Source organism: Paenibacillus sp. NPDC057967 (assembly GCF_042887015.1).
Lineage (GTDB): Bacteria > Bacillota > Bacilli > Paenibacillales > Paenibacillaceae > Pristimantibacillus.
This window is the reverse complement of sequence record NZ_JBHVQB010000008.1, coordinates 1-20,481: the sequence shown is the minus strand read 5'-3', so window position 1 is coordinate 20,481 and position 20,481 is coordinate 1. Positions and strand designations below refer to the sequence as shown.

The window sequence follows — 20,481 nt, the reverse complement described above, 5'->3', positions numbered from 1 at the left end:
CGTTTATAGAAGAGGCTGCTTCAAAGGTGTTCCCGCTTTTCGCGGATACTTTTTAGGCGTAACGTCCTTCTTTTCTACCAGCACGATATGGCGCTCTGATTGTTCATTAGGCAAGCTGAAAGCATGCTGAGACAATAGCCTTCCCTTCAACTCTTTTAGGCTAAAAGAAGCCTCCCTCACCTCTTCATCTGATTGAGCGCCCTTCATCGCAGCAAATATTCCGCCTTTCTTCACAAAAGGCAAGCAGAACTCATTCAGTACGTTCAACCTTGCTACCGCCCTTGCCGTTACCAGGTCATATTGATCCCGATGTTCCGGAAGTCTGGCTATATCTTCTGCCCTGCCATGAACGCAATCTACACCCGATAGCTCTAATTGCTCGCTTAATGCTTTCAAGAAGCCTATTCGCTTATTGAGTGAATCTACGATCAATACGTTCAGATGAGGGAAACAGATTTTGAGAGGGATACTAGGGAATCCAGCGCCTGAACCAATATCGGCCAGTCGCTGCACTTTATTCACATCCGTATAAAAAGCCAGGGACACGGAATCGTAGAAATGCTTCTCATAGACAGCATCCCGCTCCGTTATACCTGTCAGATTCATTCGTTCATTCCAATCTACCAGCATCGTGTAATAAAGTTCGAACTGTTGGAGCTGCTGCCCGGAGAGAGGAATGCCTCTCTCCTTCAGCAATTGCGTGAACCACTCTGTTGTTTTATCCATTGCTTATCCTCTTGCCGCCGTGACGCGATTATAGTGCTCCAGGTAGATGAGCAAGATGGAGATATCCGCAGGTGTAACGCCTGCAATACGCGAAGCCTGGCCGATCGACAATGGACGAATAACAATTAGCTTTTGTTTGGCCTCATTAGCCAGGCCATTCACATCATTATAATCAATGTCATCCGGAATCCGCTTTTTCTCCATTTTGTTCAATCGTTCGACTTGATGCAGCTGTTTTTCGATATATCCGGCGTATTTAATTTGAATTTCGACTTGCTCCTTCATTTCATCCGTCAAATCATAAGGCGAAGGCGATACACTTGCCAGATGGTCATAAGTAACCTCTGGTCTTCTCAGCAGTGAAAGGATATCTCCACCCTGCGTAAGCGGCGCGGAACCGGCCGACTCCAGCATCTCTGCCACATCATCCGGCTTAATCCGAGTATTGCTCAGACGCTCCACCTCTTGCTCTACCAGCTCCTTCTTACGCAAAAACTGATTGTAGCGTTCTTCCTTAATCAGTCCGATCTCAAACCCGAGCGGAGTGAGACGCAGATCCGCATTATCATGACGGAGCAGCAGACGGTATTCAGCGCGTGAAGTCAGCAATCGGTATGGATCATTCGTTCCTTTTGTCACAAGATCATCAATCATAACGCCAATATAGCCCTGGGAACGTCCGATAATAATCGGCTCTTTCCCCTGCACTTTGCGAGCCGCATTGATGCCCGCCATGACGCCTTGTCCTGCCGCTTCCTCATAACCCGAGGTGCCATTGATTTGTCCAGCTGTGAATAAGCTATCGATCTTCTTTGTCTCCAGCGACGGCCAAAGCTGAGTGGGGATAACGGCGTCATATTCAATCGCATAGCCATTGCGCATCATCTCAACTTTTTCCAATCCTGGAATAGAACGTAAAATATCTAACTGTACATCCTCCGGCATGCTTGTGGATAACCCTTGAACATAATATTCCGACGTATGCTTCCCTTCCGGCTCCAGGAAGATCTGATGCTTCGGCTTGTCGGCGAAGCGGACGATCTTATCCTCAATGGATGGGCAGTAACGCGGTCCTGTGCCTTCGATAGCACCCGTGAACATCGGTGCGCGATGCAGATTGTCGTTAATGATCTGATGCGTCTTCTCCGACGTATACGTCAGCCAGCAAGGCAGCTGTTCGTTATCGGATGATTCCGTCTCATACGAGAAAAACTTCGGCTTCTCATCGCCCGGTTGAATCTCCGTCTTCGAGAAGTCGATTGTATCCTTATGCACACGCGGAGGAGTACCCGTCTTGAAACGAATGAGCTCCAGACCATGCTCCTTCAAGCTGGCCGACAGGCGCAGTGAAGGCTGCTGGTTGTTCGGTCCGCTCTCGTACATCAACTCACCCATAATGATCTTGCCGCGCAGATAAGTACCTGTTGTCACTACGATCGCCTTAGCACGGTAGATAGCACCTGTCTTCGTTACGATGCCTACGCACTTGCCGTCCTCGACAATCAGTTCCTCCGCCATCCCTTGGCGGAGCGTCAGTCCAGGCGTCTCCTCGATCGTCTTCTTCATCAGATGCTGATACGAAAACTTATCGGCTTGAGCGCGCAGTGCATGAACTGCAGGCCCTTTGCCTGTATTCAGCATGCGCATCTGGATAAACGTCTTATCGATATTGCGTCCCATCTCGCCGCCCAGCGCATCAATCTCCCGCACGACATGGCCTTTAGCCGGACCGCCAATAGATGGATTACAAGGCATGAACGCCACCATATCCAAATTAATCGTCAGAAGCAGCGTCTCGCAGCCCATCCGGGCCGATGCGAGGGCTGATTCACAGCCGGCATGGCCGGCGCCAATGACGATCACATCATATTCTCCCGCTACATATCTCATTATCGATCACCCTACTTTCCAAGACAGAACTGTGAAAATATTTGGTCAATCAACGAATCGCCCGCTTCATCGCCCAGAATCTCGCCGAGCGACTCCCAAGCCTGGCGCGCATCTATTTGAATCACATCAATCGGTATACCGACATGCGTAGCCTCAATCGCATCGACCAGCGATTGCTTCGCTCGCTTCAGCAGCGCAATATGCCGGACATTGCTTACATAGGTCAGATCATTTGCTTCCAGCTGTCCCTCGAAGAACATCTCGCTAATCGTGGCTTCGAGAATGTCGAGCCCCTTCTCCTGCAGCACCGACATTCGAACAATAGCTTCCGGTGACACGTATTGCTCTACCTCACCAAGGTCCAGGTGCCCGGGAAGATCCATCTTATTAATAATAACGATGACTGAACGGTCCTTTAGCTGCTCCAGCAGCTGACGGTCGTCATCGCCCAACGCTTCATTATAATTCAGAACGAACAGAATGAGATCTGCTCCCTGCAACGCATCGCGGGAACGCTCGACTCCAATCCTCTCTACGACATCGCTTGTCTCGCGAATGCCTGCGGTGTCCAGCAGCCTTAGTGGAATCCCGTTCAGTGTAACAAATTGCTCGATCACATCACGCGTCGTCCCCGGAATATCCGTGACGATTGCCTTATTCTCCTGCGTCAGCACATTCATAAGCGAAGACTTCCCGACATTCGGCCGTCCGACAATCGCCGTCATAATGCCCTCACGCAATATTTTGCCTTCGTTTGCCGTTTTTAGCAGCTTATCGATCTCCGTAATGGCGAGCTCGCATTGCTCCCGGATATAGGCGCTCGTCATAGCCTCGACATCATGCTCCGGATAATCAATATTTACCTCAATATGTGCTAGCAGCTCAATGACCGTCTGCCGCAGCGCTTTGATCCGCTTGGACAGAACGCCTTCTGCTTGCTTGCGTGCCACGGAGAAAGCGCGATCCGACTTGGAACGAATGAGGTCAATAACCGCCTCAGCCTGCATCAGATCGATTCTGCCGTTCAAGAAAGCACGCTTCGTGAATTCCCCCGGCTCCGCCGTCCGATAACCGTCCAGCTGCAGCACAACGTCTAGCACCTTCTTCACCGCAATAACGCCGCCATGCGCGTTAATCTCTACAACATCCTCCGCTGTGAAGGAGCGTGGTCCCTTCATCACGGTAACGAGTACTTCCTCCACTTGCTCGCCGGAGGCTGGATCTATGATATGTCCGTAATGCACCGTATGCGAATCGGCGTCCTTTAGACTTATTTTCGACCGAAAAATCGTATCCGTCCCGCTAATCGCTTGCGGTCCGCTTATACGTATAATCGCTATACCGCCTTCTCCGACTGCTGTGGAGATGGCCGCAATTGTATCTTGAATCATGTTGAATCAGCACCTCTCAGAATCAGGCCTAAATTGATTACCTTAGTCAAACTTCTATTCCGAATGGAAAAACAGCAATGACCTTGGGAAGCCATTGCTGCATATCGAGTATAAGTATAGAAAGAGTTCATCCTACTTCAGCGCAATGACGACTCTCCGGTTCGGCTCGTCGCCCTTGCTGAATGTTCTCACCTTGGGGTGATTCTGAAGCTGGGAATGAATAACCTTGCGTTCGAGCGGCGTCATCGGCTCCAGCACAACTTCTTTCCTTGTGCGAATGACGCGTCCCGCCAGACGATCGGAGAGCTCCTCCAACGTCTTGCGGCGACGCTCGCGAAAATCCTCTGCATCGAGAACGATACGAAGATGACTGTTCGAAAAACGATTAGCCACAATATTCACCAAGTACTGCAAAGCGTCTAACGTACCGCCGCGACGTCCGATCAGCATCCCGAGCTCGCCTTCGCCCGATACGGACAGCTGCATGCCGTCCTTCGTCTGCTTACGATCGATACGGACCGACAGTCCCATTGTTCTTGCTACATCAAGTAGAAATTTCTCGGCTTCCTCCAAGGCATCCGGTATAAGCTCAAGCTCCACCTTCGCCTCTTTGACGCCAATCAATCCGAACAGCCCTTTGGAGGGCTGCTCCAGCACAACAATCTTCACGCGATCTTCCGTAACTTGCAATTGTGTTAATCCATAACGCACAGCATCGTCTATCGTCTTGCCCGATGCAACGATTTTCTTCATTTCGCAAGGACCTCCTTCTTACCCTTGTCTGATGAACGTACGTACAGGAAGTAGTTTTGAACAATTGTATAGATGTTACTGAATACCCAGTACAACGGAAGCGCCGCAGGGAACGACATCGACATCACGAAGATCAACACAGGGAAGATCGTCAGAATGATCGACATGCCCGGCATTTGCTGCGTTTGTGTTTTTTGCATCATCTTCGACTGGATGAATGTCGTCGCAGCCGCCAAGATCGGCAAGAAGTACCACGGGCTTGGCTCACCAAGCACGAAGCCGAAAATATCGTCCGTACGAATGTCCTTGTTCCAATAAATCGCGTTATAAAGCGCGATGAAGACCGGCATCTGAACAATCAGCGGCAAACAGCCCGCCATCGGATTCACTTGATGCGTCTGGAACAGCTTCATTGTCTCTTCTTGCTGCTTCTGCGGGTTGTCCTTATATTTCTTCTTGATCTCCGCCATCTGCGGCTGGAGCGCTTGCATAGCCTTGGAGCTGCGGAATTGCTTAATCGTCAGCGGCAGGATTGCCGTACGGACGATAATCGTGAGCAACAGGATCGCAAGCACATACGAACCGCCTAACCATCCGGCGAACGAATCAAGCGTGATCGCAAAGTAATAAACAACGTTTTTCTCCCAGAAGTTACCCTTAAGTAGGTCCTCCGTCTCCATGGTATGGTCTGCGGGCACGCAACCTGCGAGCAATCCCATCAGCATGACCAAACCAAGCACTAGAAGCCATTTTCGCTTAGAATTCCGAAACAACATGTAATCTCCTCTCTGAGAGCTATCCGCATAGTTCTATTCCAAGATAGACTATACCATAATTTATAGCACAAATAAACAAGCTGGGCGCTTGTCCCGCGGCTTGATGATCATTTCAGCAAACCGGCCTTCTTCAGTACATGGATGACGCTCTTCTCCATCTCTTTCATCGACAACGTCGTCGCCGGTTTCCTTACGATTAATATAAGGTCCGTATGCGGCTGTACGCGACCCTCCAGATGACGAACAATTTCCTTCAACATGCGGCGCATGCGGTTACGCATGACGGCATTGCCAATCTTCTTGCTGGCAGATACGCCAAGCCGGAACGGGTCCGCCACCCGCTGCCTCGACCAATAGACGACGAACTGTGAGTTAGCGAATGACTTGCCGCCCCTGTAAATTCGGTTGAAATCCTCGCGGTTGCGAAGACGCAATGACCTGCGCATGACTGCCCGTCACCGATCCCTTCCTCATCATCTCATTATCTCCAAGAATACACTTATCTAAATGTAAGCAAAAAAAAAGACCACCTTTACGTGGTCTTCTGCTTACGCGCTCAGTACTTTTCTGCCTTTTTGACGACGAGCCGCCAAAACTTTACGACCGTTCTTCGTGCTCATCCGTTTGCGGAAGCCATGCACTTTCGCACGTTTGCTTACATTCGGTTTAAATGTAGGTCTCATTATGCTGCACCTCCTATATTACATGTGAATTCGAAAACGGCATACGCCGCCCCTGTTTTAAAAATCACTTTTATAATTAAACCACGCTGACGCCCAAAAGTCAATGTCTCCTCCCTTATGCAGCCGTTGGCAAATCATGTGACTGATTCGGCATGTGGATAATTGTCCACAGGCGTTTATTCTGGCAGTAACTAATAACATGTGGATAGAAAAACACCAATAAAAACGAACTTTGTCGAAATCTTAACAAGATATAAACAATATCTAGTGTTGTAGATAACTCTTATACACAAGTTATTGACGATGTGGATAATATCCTCAAATTCGTTGAAATATAAGGCGTCATTTGCTATGATGGATATGTTTTCGTTGTGGATGAGCGTACTTTACCCTCGAATTTATCAACAACCTGTGGATAACATTGTGAACAAGTTTATCCCCTATTTATAACTCGATTTTTACAATCCGTCATAATGTGGATGATTTCGTTAGTAACAATAGCTATTCGACATATTTCCGCTTACCTGCGCCACCCGCGCGATTGATGATAAGGAGTGACAGTCTGTGGACAGCCATACCTACGATTTATGGCAACAAGTATTGTCAATCATCCAGACGAAGTTAAGCAAGCCAAGCTTTGACACCTGGTTTAAGGAAACCAAAGCTTCTTTCGTCGATGATTCCGTACTTGAGATAACGGCGCCAACTACTTTTGCCGCAGAATGGCTCGAAGGACGCTATACCAAGCTCATTCGATCGACCCTGTACGAGTTTTTGGGCAAGCAAGTCGATGTGAAATTTTCGATCGGCGAACCGAAAGCAACGGAACAGAGCGTCGTTATGCAGCCCAAGCAGCCCAAACCGGTTGTCGTTGCAGAAGAGACGCATTCCCATATGCTTAACCCGAAATACACCTTCGACACCTTTGTCGTCGGCGCGAACAATCGCTTCGCCCACGCGGCATCGCTGGCTGTAGCCGAAGCGCCGGCCAAAGTGTACAACCCTCTCTTCCTATATGGAGGCGTAGGTCTTGGCAAGACGCACCTTATGCATGCGATCGGGCATTATATTATGGACCATAATCCCAATACACGGGTTCTTTATATCTCTTCCGAGAAATTCACGAATGAATTTATCAATGCCATCCGCGATAATCACGGCGAGAGCTTCCGAACCAAGTACCGCAACATTGACGTCCTGCTGATTGACGATATTCAGTTCCTGGCCGGCAAGGAGCAGACGCAAGAGGAGTTTTTCCATACCTTCAATGCGCTCCACGAGGAACGCAAGCATATCGTCATCTCGAGCGACCGTCCGCCGAAGGAAATCCCGACACTGGAAGACCGGCTGCGCTCCCGCTTCGAATGGGGACTGATTACCGACATACAGCCGCCGGATCTGGAGACGCGCATCGCGATTTTGCGCAAGAAGGCCAAAGCCGAGAACCTTGACATACCGAATGAAGCGATGAACTATATCGCCAGTCAAATCAATACGAATATCCGCGAGCTGGAAGGCGCTCTCATCCGGGTTGTCGCCTATTCCTCGCTTATCAACGCCGATATTACGTCGCATCTCGCTGCGGAGGCGCTGAAGGATATTATTCCTTCGGGACGACCGCGAATGATTACGATTGGGGACATTCAGGCCAAGGTCGGCGAGTTCTACGGACTTCGCCTGGAGGAATTCAAAGCGCGCAAACGGACCAAAGCCGTCGCGTATCCAAGACAGATTGCCATGTACTTGTCCAGGGAGCTTACAGACTTCTCTCTTCCGAAGATCGGAGAAGCATTCGGAGGCCGCGATCATACGACCGTCATACATGCTCATGAGAAAATAACACAGCAGCTGAAGGTGGATCAGGAACTCTTCAAAATCCTTCAGAATCTGACTGAGAAAATAAAAAACCAAATGTGAACAACTAATCAAGCCTATGCACACGCTATGCACATGTGGATAGGCTTGATTTATCGCTATTTTATGGGGTTATCCACATATTCAGGGCCCCTACTACTACTTCTACTAATAAATCTTTAAATAATATCATCAAAAATAAGCTGAAACGGGTGACGAAATGAAACTAACGATTTCCAAAAACGAGCTGAACGATGCCATACAACAAGTAGCGAAAGCAGCGTCCTCTCGTCCCGCTATTCCGATTCTCGGAGGCATTAAGATCGACGTTAACCACCAATTCGTAACACTGACTGCCAGTGATACTGATATATCTATTCAAAGCTTCATCACGGTAGAACAAGAAGACACAATCGTTGCACAAGTCGAAAAGCCGGGAAGCGTCGTGCTTCCAGCCAAGTTTTTTGTCGAAATCGTTAAGAAGCTCCCTTCCGACCAAGTCGTTATCGAAGTAGGACCAAGCTTCCAGACCATCATTCGTTCGGGATCTACGGAAATCCAAATGGTCGGCCTGGACCCGGAGGAATTCCCGATTCTGCCATCCGTTGAACAAGATGAGTTTCTGCAAGTTCCTGGTGATCTGGTTAAATCGATGATCAGGCAGACGATTCTGGCCGCTTCTACAAGCGAACAGACCCCCATTCTGACTGGCGTATTGTGGAACCTGCATGAGGGACAATTGAAGTTTATAGCGACAGACCGCCATCGTCTGGCTAGCCGCACAACGAAGGTGGATGCCGACGGAGCGCTCCAATTCAGCAATGTCGTCATCTCGGCGAAGACGCTTGGCGAGCTCTCCAGACTGATTCCAGATCAGAACACGCTTGTGGATATCGTCGTTGCCGATAACCAAGTGCTTTTCAAAGTGGATAATATTTTGTTCTACACGCGCATCCTGGACGGCACTTATCCGGATACATCCAAGATTATTCCGCAAGTATTCGAGACAGAACTCGTCCTGGATACCAAAAATGTCATGGACGCCATCGACCGCGCCTATCTGATGTCACGCGAAGAGAAAACGAATATCGTACGTCTGGCTACGCTGGAAGACGGCATGATTGAGATTTCCTCCAGCTCTACCGAGCTAGGCCGGGTAACGGAGCAGCTAGAGGCAAAGAGCATGTCAGGTGAGCCGCTGCGCATCGCCTTCAACTCCAAATATATGCTCGATGTGCTGAAGGTTATTGACAGTGAGCAGCTGTTCATCGGCTTCACGGGTGCCATGAGACCGATTATTATTAAGCCGATGGATCATGACTATAGCATGTATGTCATTCTGCCATATCGCACGACGAATTAACGTCGTCCGAAGGCTACGAGAGGAACGAGCAATCGCATGAAAGAAGTCGAAATTCGTACGGAATATATCGCGCTGGGACAATTCCTCAAGCTGGCGGACTGTATATCCACAGGTGGACAAGCGAAATTTTTTCTTCAGGAAGCAGTTGTCCACATTAACGGAGAGCCGGATAACCGGCGCGGCAGAAAGCTCTATGCAGGCGACCGTGTGGAAGTCGAAGGCTGCGGTGAATTTGTGGTTGTAGCCGGCAAGTGAAACGCGGAGGAACCGGGAGGCTCGGAGAGTGTTCTTAAACAGCATTGAATTGCAGAACTACCGCAACTATCGCGAGCTGACGCTCGCAACGCCGAATAAAGTGAATGTCTTTTTAGGGCCGAATGCGCAAGGGAAGACGAACTTGCTGGAAGCGATATTCGCGCTGGCACTGTCCAAGTCTCATCGAACGTCGAAGGACAAGGAACTGATTGGCTGGCAAGGGGATACAGCAAGAATCGCGGGAGAGGTCAGCAAGCGGTACGGCAACGTAACGCTTGACCTGACCTATTCTTCTCAAGGCAAGAAAGCAAAAATTAACGGATTGGAGCAGCGCAAGCTGAGCAACTTTATCGGCTCGGTCAATGTGGTGATGTTTGCTCCGGAAGATCTGGAGATTGTGAAGGGCGCGCCGGGCGTACGCAGAAGATTTCTCGACATGGAGATCGGACAGGTACAGCCCGGTTATTTGCATACGCTGACGCAATACGGCAAAGTGCTTCAGCAGCGCAACAACTACCTCAAGACCGCTACGCCCGGCAGCGTGAACAATGCTATGCTGGACGTATGGAATATGCAGCTCGCCGAGTTCGGTGTTAAAATCATGAAAAAAAGGAAACACTTTATTCATAAATTGGAAACGTTCGCGGAACAGATCCATGCAGGGATTACAGGCGGCATGGAGAAGCTCACGATCCAGTATCGCCCGTCCTTCGATGCGGATGCGCTGCAAGATGAATCTGTTTTATTTGATCAATTTATGATAAAGTTAACACAGGTGAAAGATCAGGAGATTCGGAGAGGGGTTACGCTCGCGGGACCGCATCGCGACGACCTCGCCTTCTTCATCAACGGCAAGGAAGCACAAATATTCGGATCCCAGGGACAGCAGCGCACGACGGCGCTGTCGCTGAAGCTCGCGGAGATCGAGCTGATCAACGAGGAAATCGGCGAATATCCGCTGCTGCTGCTAGACGATGTCTTGTCGGAGCTTGACCAGAATCGGCAGACGCAGCTGATAGAAACCTTTCAGAGCAAAGTACAGACATTTATTACGACAACCGGCCTGGAGAGCGTCAATATGGCGAAACTCCAAGATGCCGGTATCTATCATGTGCGTGAAGGCAACGTGACGGTCTAATAGTCCGTGTTCAAAAAGTTCGGTTTTCAGCATATGAGCTTATGCTTCCGATGATGCGTTTTTTCAAAACGCTGCAGAAGATGGGATGAGGCTAGGAAATGAGGAGCGGAGCGTAGTGGAGCTACGTGAGCACCGAAAGTTCCGGCCGAATGCCATATTCGATGTCGAGTAGGCTTCCTGGTCGGCTTCGTGATCAAAAGTGGACTTTTTGAACAACCTCTAATGACTCGGGCGAATAAGGAGAAGTGAACCGGAAATGTATATTCATTTGGGCGGTGAGAAAATTATCCGCGCGGCCGAGCTGGTGGCAATATTCGATATTTCCATCGAGCAATCTTCCAAGCTGTCTAAGCAATTCGTCGCGGGCGCGCGCAAGCGCAAGGACGTGGAGACGATCGGCGAAGAAGAGCCGAAGTCCATTGTCGTCACGCAGAAGAAAATATATTATTCGCCGATATCATCCTCAACGCTCAAGAAGCGAGCACATCATTTTGCGGCGAATGGATAACGAACAGGAAGAGCAGTTGAGAGGAGCAGTGAACTTGCATGTCTTTGGAACAGCATACGTATGACGAGAGTCAGATACAGGTCCTGGAAGGATTAGAGGCGGTACGCAAACGTCCCGGAATGTATATCGGCTCCACCAGCGGGAAAGGCCTTCACCATCTGGTATGGGAGGTCGTCGATAACAGTATCGACGAAGCGCTGGCCGGCCATTGCACCAAGATCGATGTTATCGTTCACGAGAATAACAGCATTACCGTCATAGATAACGGCCGGGGCATCCCGGTCGGCATGAATACGAAGCTGCAGAAGTCGACGCTGGAGGTCGTTATGACTGTTCTTCACGCGGGCGGCAAGTTCGGCGGCGAAGGCTATAAAGTATCCGGCGGTCTGCATGGCGTCGGCGTATCCGTCGTGAACGCGCTATCGGAGCATGTTAACGTGCAAGTCAGCCGCGACGGCAAGATTTATCAGCAAGAATACCGCAGGGGCATTCCGCAATATGATGTCAAAACCGTAGGCGACACGGATACGACAGGAACACGAACAACGTTTCTGCCGGACACCGAAATCTTTACCGAGACGACGGTCTATGAATACGAGATTCTGCAAAACCGGATTCGCGAGCTGGCATTCCTGAACAAGGGCATTGAGATCACGCTGACGGACGAGCGTACAGATGTGTCCAATTCGTTCAAGTATGACGGCGGACTTAACGAGTTCGTCTTGTTCCTGAACCGGAACCGTGAAGCACTGCATGAGACGCCGATCTATGTAGAAGGCTCGAAGGATCATATTCAGGTTGAGGTTGCCCTGCAATACAACGACAGCTATAGCGAGAATATCTATTCCTTCGCGAACAATATCAACACGCATGAAGGCGGAACGCATGAGTCTGGCTTCAAGAGCGCGCTGACGCGTATTATTAACGATTACGCCCGCAAGTCCAACTTGATCAAAGACAATGATTCCAACTTCTCCGGAGATGACGTGCGTGAAGGGCTTACGGCGATTATTTCCGTGAAGATTCCTGAGCCGCAGTTCGAAGGCCAGACGAAGACGAAGCTTGGCAATAGCGAAGTTCGCGGCATCGTGGAATCGTTCTTCGCCGAGAAGTTCCAGGAATTCCTGGAAGAGAATCCGGGCGTATCCCGTCGGATCGTCGAGAAGGGCCTTCAAGCGGCTCGCGCTCGTGAAGCAGCGCGCAAAGCGCGTGAGCTGACACGCCGCAAGAGTGCGCTGGAAGTAGGATCGCTGCCAGGCAAGCTGGCTGACTGTTCGTCCAAGGACGCATCGATCAGTGAGCTGTACATTGTCGAAGGCGACTCCGCTGGCGGCTCCGCGAAGCAAGGCCGCGATCGCCACTTCCAAGCGATCCTGCCGCTGCGGGGCAAAATCCTGAACGTCGAGAAAGCGCGTCTGGACCGTATTCTTGGCAATGCCGAGATCCGCGCGATCATTACGGCGCTTGGCACAGGCATCAGTGACGACTTCGATATCGCGAAGGCTCGTTACCACAAGATTATTATTATGACGGATGCCGACGTCGATGGTGCACATATTCGTACGCTGCTGCTGACGTTCTTCTACCGCTACATGCGTCAGATTATCGAAGCAGGCTTCGTCTATATCGCACAACCGCCGCTCTTCAAGATCGAGCGCAACAAGGTTGTCCGCTATGCATTGACGGAGAAGGAAAGAGATGTCGTACTCGCAGAATTCGGAGAAGGCGTCAAAGTGAACATTCAGCGCTACAAGGGACTAGGCGAGATGGATGCAGTCCAGCTATGGGAGACGACGATGGATCCGGAGAGCCGGTCCATGCTGCAAGTGTCGATCCAGGATGCGATCGAAGCCGATACGATCTTCGATACGCTTATGGGCGACAACGTCGAGCCGCGCCGCGAGTTCATTCAGAAATATGCGAAGTATGTAACCAACTTGGATTTCTAACCACATAAGAATTTATAAGTTTCGGGTGAACGAAACGTAAAATTCTTATTGGCGATAAAACCTACCTATGCTTCCGAAGCAAGTTTGCTTTGCAAACTTTCAGGTCGCTCATCTTCGAAAGGCCTCGATAGAGGTTTTCTCATCATAGCGAAAGAGCAGCTTCTAGGAGCTGCTCTTTTTTTGTGCGATTGGGAAGTATCCCCGCTTGTATGCTTGTGTGAAGTCAAGTAGACACGAGGCGTGATGTGGAAGAATGTAGTTTCGCGTGGCTAAGGCTGAACGGAGTGCAGCATGGCTATCGGCTGGACCGTTTGCCCTTAATTCCGCCGTAGGCCAGCGAATACTTGCGGACTTTCCGGTAGACGCTTTTGTCGGCTAATATCTTGTAAATATAGGGATGTGGCTTCGTATTCACTTCTAGCACCCAGGGATGCATCTTCGTGTCGATTGCGACGTCGGCCCCCAGCTCCTTCAGATTTGGGTAGGCGGTGCTGAGCTGGCGGCCGATCGCCGTGCCGAGCTTCTTCAGCCGGCTGCTGTATGCGCTAATCTCGGAGGCGGACAGATGCTCCGACATGAGTTTCTCGAAGGTCATCATCGTTCCGCCGCTATGGTAATTCGTAACCACGTTGTGCGGAGCTGACAGGCGTCCGAGAATGGCCGTTGTCTCCCATTTGTTCTGCAAGTTCTTCTGCACCATGACACGGATATCGAAGCGCCGCTTCTGATGCTTCAGCAGATAGACGCCCTTTTGTATTAGGTAGCCCTTCTTGCCCGTGTAGCGCTGCAAGCCTTCGTAGAGTCCGTCGAACGTAGCGACAGTGCGGGCGTCCTTCTGAATCTGGTAACGGTAGCCCTCGGATGTTTTCTCTACGCGGATGACACCTTTGCCGAAGGTTCCACTGTCTGGTTTGACATAGACCATCTCATACTCTTCCAGCATGGAGCGAAGCGTCTCGCGGTTGAATCGTTTCGTGAGCGGAACGTATTGGCGCAGGTCGCTGGATCTGTTCAGAACCTTTGTTTTCGCCCATTTGCTCCTAACGCGCTGAATCGCCAATGTCATATCACCTCTTCTTCTCAAAAATAGTGAGTTTGAAACAACAATCGCCAGGTGTTCAGTCCTGAATCTATGAGCAATATTTCTTGGTCTCAGCTGGCTTGGCACAAGACAGACACTGGAATGAATGGTATAATAAAAGTTGGGTCTGTTTACTTTATGACGTTTTTTTTGAGATGGAGAGTGAAAGTTGGCCTATTTTTTGCCGATTCTTCATGTAAGGGACAGATAACCAGAAACATAGCCCAAGTTAGGTTTATATGTACTGCTTTTGAGAAAGTAATATAATGGGTTCCTATTTGGGCAATCATATAGATCACGTCAGGGAGGTAAAGCATGGCGGAAGAACAACGAATGTCAGTGACAGACCGCGATATCGGTACGGAGATGCGAGATTCCTTTATGGACTATGCGATGAGTATCATCGTTAGCCGCGCGTTGCCTGATGTAAGGGACGGGCTTAAGCCGGTGCATCGGCGTATTCTGTTTGCAATGTCTGAACTGGGCATGTCACCGGACAAGCCTCACAAGAAGTCGGCGAGAATCGTAGGCGAGGTTATCGGCAAGTATCATCCTCATGGCGATTCGGCAGTCTATGAATCCATGGTCAGGATGGCGCAGGACTTCTCCATGCGCTATATGCTCGTTGACGGACATGGCAACTTTGGTTCGATCGACGGTGATATGGCGGCAGCCATGCGTTATACGGAAGCACGCTTATCCAAGATGGCGATGGAGCTTCTTCGCGATATTAACAAAGAAACCATTGATTTTGCGCCGAACTATGACGGCGAGGAGCATGAGCCAGTGGTTCTGCCTTCGAGGTTCCCGAACCTGCTGGTCAACGGCGTTACCGGCATTGCCGTAGGTATGGCGACCAATATACCGCCACATAATTTGAACGAAGTCATTGACGGCACGCAGGCGCTTATCCGCAATCCGGATATTACGCCACTCGAGCTGATGGAATATGTGAAGGGACCAGACTTCCCGACGGCAGCTTTCGTTATGGGACACAGCGGCATTCGCCAGGCTTACCTGACGGGTCGCGGCTCCGTAACGATGCGCGCACGCGCAACGATCGAGGAAGACGGCGGCAAGGCGCGTATTATTGTGCATGAGCTTCCTTACCAGGTCATTAAGGCCCGGTTGGTGGAGAAGATTGCCGAACTGGTACGCGAGAAGAAAATTGAAGGCATTACGGATCTTCGCGATGAGTCGGATCGCAATGGCATGCGTGTCGTGATCGAGCTTCGCCGCGATGTGAACCCGAGTGTCGTGCTGAACAATCTGTACAAGCAGACACAGCTGCAATCTAACTTCGGCATTAACATGCTGGCGCTGGTGAACGGCGAGCCGAAGACGCTGAACTTGCGCGATATGCTGTATCATTACTTGCAGCATCAGATCGAAGTTATCCGTCGTCGTACGGAATACGATCTGAAGAAAGCAGAAGCTCGCGCTCATATTCTGGAAGGCTTGCGCATTGCGCTTGACCATCTAGATGAGGTCATTGCGCTCATTCGTGGGTCTCAGACAGCAGATGAAGCTCGCGAAGGCTTGATCAATCGCTTCTCGCTTACGCATGAACAAGCGCAAGCGATTCTGGATATGCGCCTGCAGCGCCTAACAGGCCTCGAGCGCGACAAGATCGAAGCGGAATACGCCGAGCTGATGAGGAAGATCGCAGAATACAAAGCGATTCTTGCTGACGAGCAGCTTGTGCTTGATATTATTAGCACGGAGCTTAACGAGATTAAGGAGAGATTCGGAGACGAGCGCCGTACTGAGATTACGGCAAGCGACGAAGAAATTCTCGACGAGGATCTCATCCCGCGCGAGGATGTCATTATCTCGATTACGCACTCCGGCTATATCAAGCGTCTGCCAGTTACGACTTACCGCAGCCAGAAGCGCGGCGGTAAGGGCGTAGTCGGCATGGATACGAAGGAGCATGACTTCGTCGAGCATCTCTTCGTCTCCAACACGCATCACTTCTTGCTCTTCTTCACGAACAAGGGCAAGGTGTATAAGCTGAAGGCATACGAGATTCCAGACCTGAGCCGTACGGCAAGAGGAACGCCGATTATCAATCTGATTCAGATTGAGCAGGGTGAGACGGTCAACGCGGTTATCCCGGTACAAGCCTTCGACTCCGACCAATATCTGTTCTTCGCGACCAGACAAGGTGTCGTGAAGAAGACTCCGCTTGATGATTACGTCAATATCCGCAAGGTCGGCCTCATCGCCATCTCCTTGCGCGAAGATGACGATCTGATCGGAGTGAAGCTGACGGACGGCAACCAGGAGATTATTATGGGTACGGCTCAAGGCATGTCGATCCGGTTCTCCGAGCAGGATGTCCGCTCCATGGGACGTTCCGCTACAGGCGTGAAGGGTATCGGTCTTGATGATGACGACACGGTTATCGATATGGACGTTGTCGTCATGGACAAGGACGTGCTGATCGTAACCTCCAAAGGTTACGGCAAGCGTACGCCGATCGGCGAGTACCGGATTCAGAATCGTGGCGGCAAAGGCATCAAGACGCTGAACGTAACAGATAAGAACGGACCCATCGTCTCACTGAAAGTTGTAGAGAACGATGAGGACTTAATGATCATGACCGCGCTTGGCACGCTTATTCGGACCAGCATGGAGGGAATCTCCACGATGGGTCGCAATACGCAAGGCGTCCGCTTGATCCATACGCGCGAGGATGATACGGTTGCGACCGTAACGCGTGTCGCCCGCAGCGAAGTGAATGATGGTGAATCGGAAGAAGACGGACTGGAAGAAGGCGCAGAGGGCGCTGAAGGCATTGAAGGTGCAGAAGGCCCTACTGTCTCCGAATAAATGGATAGATCCAGCACATAGGGGGAGGGGACTTCCGTGGGAACAGTAGCAGTTGCGCAACTTAAGCTAGGCGACAAGATCGGAGAAGATGTCCTCACCCCGCTTGGGAGCGTTTTGTTTCAGAAGGGTAAGGTCATCACATCGAAGGAGATCGACATCCTGCAGGCTTTTCTCGTAACTAGCGTTACGGTCGTGAACAGCTTCAGCGAATCGAAGGCCGGCGATGAGAAGGCGGAAGAGAAAGAGAGCGCGGGGACAAAGGGGCAGCCGCCGGCTACCCCTCTGCAGCGCGAATACGAGAAGATGATCGATGTGCTCCGACATGTATTCAACTCTTACATTACGGGACAAGGCATGCCGATCATGGATATTCGTATGCAGTTGGAGCGACTGCTTCAGCATATTGCGGATTACAAGATTCTTACGTTCGTGCCTAGGACGTTCCAGGAACGAGATTATTTGCTTCATAATAGCGTCACATCAGCCATGACGTCCTATCTGATTGCACAATGGGTTGGACAGCCTCAGAAGGAATGGATGCAAGTTGCCTTGGCCGGCCTTCTGAAGGATATTGGCAACGTGCGCATTGACCGAAGCATCTTGACCAAGCCGAATTCACTCACGCCGGATGAGAAGGAAGAGATGAAGCGTCATACCGTGCTCGGCTACCAGCTGCTTAAGAATGTTGCGGCATTGAATGAAGGCGTAAAACTTGCGGCGCTGCAGCATCATGAGAAGGTAGACGGCACAGGCTATCCGCTCGGCATCGATTCCAGCAAGATTCATCCCTATGCCAAGATTGTGAGCATTGCGGATATCTTCCACGCGATGACGCTGAATAAGTCGTATCGCAAAGCGGCGTCACCTTACCTGGTGCTGGAGCAAATTCAAAGCGATGCCTTTGGAAAGCTGGATGCTGGTTATGTCAGAACGTTCGTCGAGAGAGTCACGCAATTCCATAACGGTACGGTTGTTCGTCTTAGCGATGATCGGATCGGGGAGATCGTATTCTCAGAACGGACGCATCCGACGCGGCCATGGGTATCCATCAATGGCGTCATCGAGAATTTAACGGTTGCACGGCATCTTCATATCAAAGAAGTTGTGAAGTAATCGACATATGCATCATCAACAGCAAGCCTATCGATCGTTCCGATGACACGGGAAGAGAGAGGGGCTTGCTCTTTTTTTTGCGCGGAAGTGTAACGAAAGGTTGCGGAGCGTCGACTAACTAAGGGAAGGGGGACAGCGATGAAGCAGATTGAGCAGTTATATCGAGAATATAAGCAAGATGTGTATCATTATTTGCTGTCCCTGACGAACAATCCTTCACTTGCGGATGACCTGTTGTCCGAAACCTTTATTAGCGCGATAAAGTCGATTCATCGTTTCAAAGGGCAATCTTCTCTGAAAACATGGCTATGCTCCATTGCCAGACACAAATGGCTGGATCATCTGAAGAGACAGAAAGTCAGCGTCGAATATAATGATCTGCTTCAACTGTATGTGGCGACAAGCATAGAGGGCCGCATGATAACGGCAGAGCTTGCCGAATATGTGCTTGTTTTGCTGCAGGAGAAAGAGGAGAGAACCCGTGCTGTTATCGAAATGCGAATTGAAGGATACAGCTATGCGGAGATTGCGGAGCGACACGGTATATCGGAGAGCTCGGCACGAGTCATTGATTTTCGTACGAAAAAATGGCTGAAGGATCGCCTTGCAAAGGAGGATTGGCTATGAAGGTAACGCCAGATGTGATCAGGGACCTTATTCCCTTGGTAAAGGACGGAGTCGCGAGCAGCGATTCAGTCGCATTGGTCGACCACTATATGAAGCATGATCCAGACATACGCGAGGAATATGACAGTTACGGTGGCATTCTGCCGGAGCGGGATGATTCCAAGGATCAACGTATCGTTGCAGGAATCAAACGGGGAGTTGTCATGACTCAGCTCTTCATTTTGCTGGTAGGGGCAACGATCGGCATTGCGATGACGGGATCCTTCGGCATGTTCTACAACCTGGTCATTATGCCTTTCGTGGGCGCACTAGCTGTATTCAGTATGAAGCGGGCGTGGAGTTTGGCTATGCCTTTGATCGTATTTGCAGGTGCTTATGTTTATCAATTCATGAGCAGCGTGTTCAGCGGAGGCTGGAACCCCATTGTGTGGGGCACTAGCCTGCCCTATAGCAGCATATATGCTTTGCTGACAGCCGTCGGGGTTCTGATTGGATTACTGCTGCAATTTGCATTTCAGAAAGGGAGTCGATGAGGATGAAAGTTACTCGTAAGAAGGTATTGCAGATCGTTGCAGGGATGATCGCTTTTTCGCTGATAGGATTTATTTTGTATATGGCCAATGGATTTGTAGGCAATCCGATCTCGGCTTCCATCGCCAAGTCAGCGATTAAGCAGTATATGGAGACGCAATATCCCGAGATGGAATACGAGTTTGTAACGAAAGTAGGATATAACTTTAAGGATGGTTCCTATATTGGGCGTGTTCAATCGCTCACGAGTGAAGATACACGCTTTTATGTCGAATACCATGGCAAGAATGATATTAGAGATGATTATAGCTTCACTGTGCTGGAGTATCGCCAGACCATGGATCGGCTGTCCAAGGAATTTGCGGATGTTCTGCAAAAGGAATTATCGGATCAGATTGGCACTCCGATTCGGCGTGTATTTGTCATGTACCAGTATGATGAAGTCAGCGATTACGAGCGGCTGCTTAGTCTTGATATGAAACTCGACCCTCAGCTGCCTATTCCGCTGCACATTAATATAAGCCTGGATACAGACCACACGGATTTGGCGGAAGCAGCGGAGTGGATCAGGAAATCGCATGAATGGGCGAAAGCGCAAGGGTATCCCGTTAAGCAGTATGCAATGGATGTAGAGTTCGAAAATAAGCTAATGAACATCTACGGTGTAAGAGATACACAAATCGATAGCGGAGAGTTATTGCCTATATTGAAGAAAGCAAAGGCGAATAGAGAATATGACAGAGTTATTGTAACGGTTAAAGGGGAAGAAAAGAACTGATAATAACGGTTTAATAGGGGATTTATACGGTGTTTGAAAAAGAAATTAAAAAAGATGAAAAAAACACTTGCAATCGTATGGGCATACATGATATATTATCTAAGTCGCCGCTGAGACATACGGCAGACACGCACTAAACGAAAGACAAATGATTGTTCTTTGAAAACTGAACAACGAGCGAAACTGCCCGATACAATCGCAAGATTGAATCGATATCGAAGTTTCCTTAA

General features: G+C 49.9%; 19 protein-coding genes. 11 read left to right on the top strand and 8 right to left on the bottom strand.

Annotated features, from left to right (window positions below; translation table 11 throughout):
* Positions 1-3 precede the first annotated feature (3 nt).
* The 7 genes from rsmG to rpmH form a co-directional block, all read right to left on the bottom strand.
* Positions 4-726, bottom strand: coding sequence for a 16S rRNA (guanine(527)-N(7))-methyltransferase RsmG (gene rsmG, locus ACFVSO_RS20415; protein ID WP_387476965.1), 723 nt, complete (start codon positions 724-726; stop codon positions 4-6).
* 3 nt (positions 727-729) lie between these two features.
* Positions 730-2,616 (bottom strand): tRNA uridine-5-carboxymethylaminomethyl(34) synthesis enzyme MnmG, encoded by a 1,887-nt coding sequence (gene mnmG, locus ACFVSO_RS20410; RefSeq protein WP_387476963.1) that lies wholly within the window; start codon positions 2,614-2,616, stop codon positions 730-732.
* Positions 2,617-2,627: 11 nt separating this feature from the next.
* The gene (gene mnmE, locus ACFVSO_RS20405; RefSeq protein ID WP_387476960.1) at positions 2,628-4,007 is read right to left on the bottom strand and encodes a tRNA uridine-5-carboxymethylaminomethyl(34) synthesis GTPase MnmE; all 1,380 of its coding nucleotides are present in this window, start codon (positions 4,005-4,007) and stop codon (positions 2,628-2,630) included.
* 132 nt (positions 4,008-4,139) lie between these two features.
* The gene (gene jag / locus ACFVSO_RS20400; RefSeq protein ID WP_387476958.1) at positions 4,140-4,760 is read right to left on the bottom strand and encodes an RNA-binding cell elongation regulator Jag/EloR; all 621 of its coding nucleotides are present in this window, start codon (positions 4,758-4,760) and stop codon (positions 4,140-4,142) included.
* Positions 4,757-5,536 (bottom strand): YidC/Oxa1 family membrane protein insertase, encoded by a 780-nt coding sequence (locus tag ACFVSO_RS20395; RefSeq protein ID WP_119803657.1) that lies wholly within the window; start codon positions 5,534-5,536, stop codon positions 4,757-4,759. Before ACFVSO_RS20395 ends, jag begins: the two co-directional genes overlap by 4 nt.
* A 107-nt stretch (positions 5,537-5,643) precedes the next feature.
* Entirely contained in the window at positions 5,644-5,982 is a 339-nt protein-coding gene (gene rnpA, locus ACFVSO_RS20390; RefSeq protein WP_387476956.1) for a ribonuclease P protein component, read from the bottom strand.
* 102 nt (positions 5,983-6,084) lie between these two features.
* On the bottom strand, positions 6,085-6,219 hold the full coding sequence (gene rpmH / locus ACFVSO_RS20385; RefSeq protein ID WP_087572533.1) for a 50S ribosomal protein L34: 135 nt from the start codon (positions 6,217-6,219) through the stop codon (positions 6,085-6,087).
* 564 nt (positions 6,220-6,783) lie between these two features.
* Here rpmH and dnaA point away from each other — a divergent pair.
* The 6 genes from dnaA (at position 6,784) to gyrB (ending at position 13,286) form a co-directional block, all read left to right on the top strand.
* Complete coding sequence (dnaA, locus tag ACFVSO_RS20380) at positions 6,784-8,136, top strand: chromosomal replication initiator protein DnaA (protein WP_387476953.1); 1,353 nt, start codon at positions 6,784-6,786, stop codon at positions 8,134-8,136.
* A gap of 157 nt (positions 8,137-8,293) precedes the next feature.
* The gene (gene dnaN, locus ACFVSO_RS20375; RefSeq protein WP_387476951.1) at positions 8,294-9,436 is read left to right on the top strand and encodes a DNA polymerase III subunit beta; all 1,143 of its coding nucleotides are present in this window, start codon (positions 8,294-8,296) and stop codon (positions 9,434-9,436) included.
* A gap of 36 nt (positions 9,437-9,472) precedes the next feature.
* The gene (yaaA, locus tag ACFVSO_RS20370; RefSeq protein ID WP_387476949.1) at positions 9,473-9,691 is read left to right on the top strand and encodes a S4 domain-containing protein YaaA; all 219 of its coding nucleotides are present in this window, start codon (positions 9,473-9,475) and stop codon (positions 9,689-9,691) included.
* A 28-nt stretch (positions 9,692-9,719) separates the two neighbouring features.
* Positions 9,720-10,829 (top strand): DNA replication/repair protein RecF, encoded by a 1,110-nt coding sequence (recF, locus tag ACFVSO_RS20365; protein WP_387476947.1) that lies wholly within the window; start codon positions 9,720-9,722, stop codon positions 10,827-10,829.
* A gap of 256 nt (positions 10,830-11,085) precedes the next feature.
* A complete protein-coding gene (gene remB / locus ACFVSO_RS20360; protein ID WP_119803669.1) occupies positions 11,086-11,337 on the top strand; it encodes an extracellular matrix regulator RemB in 252 nt (83 codons plus the stop codon).
* A 38-nt stretch (positions 11,338-11,375) separates the two neighbouring features.
* Positions 11,376-13,286, top strand: coding sequence for a DNA topoisomerase (ATP-hydrolyzing) subunit B (gyrB, locus tag ACFVSO_RS20355; RefSeq protein WP_387476944.1), 1,911 nt, complete (start codon positions 11,376-11,378; stop codon positions 13,284-13,286).
* Between the two features lie 295 nt (positions 13,287-13,581).
* Here the strand turns inward: gyrB and ACFVSO_RS20350 are convergent, their stop codons facing one another.
* Positions 13,582-14,352 (bottom strand): YheC/YheD family protein, encoded by a 771-nt coding sequence (locus tag ACFVSO_RS20350; protein ID WP_387476942.1) that lies wholly within the window; start codon positions 14,350-14,352, stop codon positions 13,582-13,584.
* Positions 14,353-14,682: 330 nt separating this feature from the next.
* On the opposite strand from ACFVSO_RS20350, the gene gyrA reads away from it, so the two are divergent.
* From gyrA to ACFVSO_RS20325, 5 genes are all read left to right on the top strand, one after another.
* Entirely contained in the window at positions 14,683-17,202 is a 2,520-nt protein-coding gene (gyrA, locus tag ACFVSO_RS20345) for a DNA gyrase subunit A (protein WP_387476940.1), read from the top strand.
* Between the two features lie 36 nt (positions 17,203-17,238).
* A complete protein-coding gene (locus ACFVSO_RS20340) occupies positions 17,239-18,315 on the top strand; it encodes an HD-GYP domain-containing protein (RefSeq protein WP_387476938.1) in 1,077 nt (358 codons plus the stop codon).
* Positions 18,316-18,453: 138 nt separating this feature from the next.
* Entirely contained in the window at positions 18,454-18,942 is a 489-nt protein-coding gene (locus ACFVSO_RS20335) for an RNA polymerase sigma factor (protein ID WP_387476936.1), read from the top strand.
* Positions 18,939-19,475 (top strand): hypothetical protein, encoded by a 537-nt coding sequence (locus tag ACFVSO_RS20330; RefSeq protein ID WP_387476934.1) that lies wholly within the window; start codon positions 18,939-18,941, stop codon positions 19,473-19,475. Before ACFVSO_RS20335 ends, ACFVSO_RS20330 begins: the two co-directional genes overlap by 4 nt.
* Positions 19,476-19,477: 2 nt before the next feature.
* Positions 19,478-20,251 (top strand): YfjL-like protein, encoded by a 774-nt coding sequence (locus tag ACFVSO_RS20325; protein WP_387476932.1) that lies wholly within the window; start codon positions 19,478-19,480, stop codon positions 20,249-20,251.
* Positions 20,252-20,481: the final 230 nt, after the last annotated feature.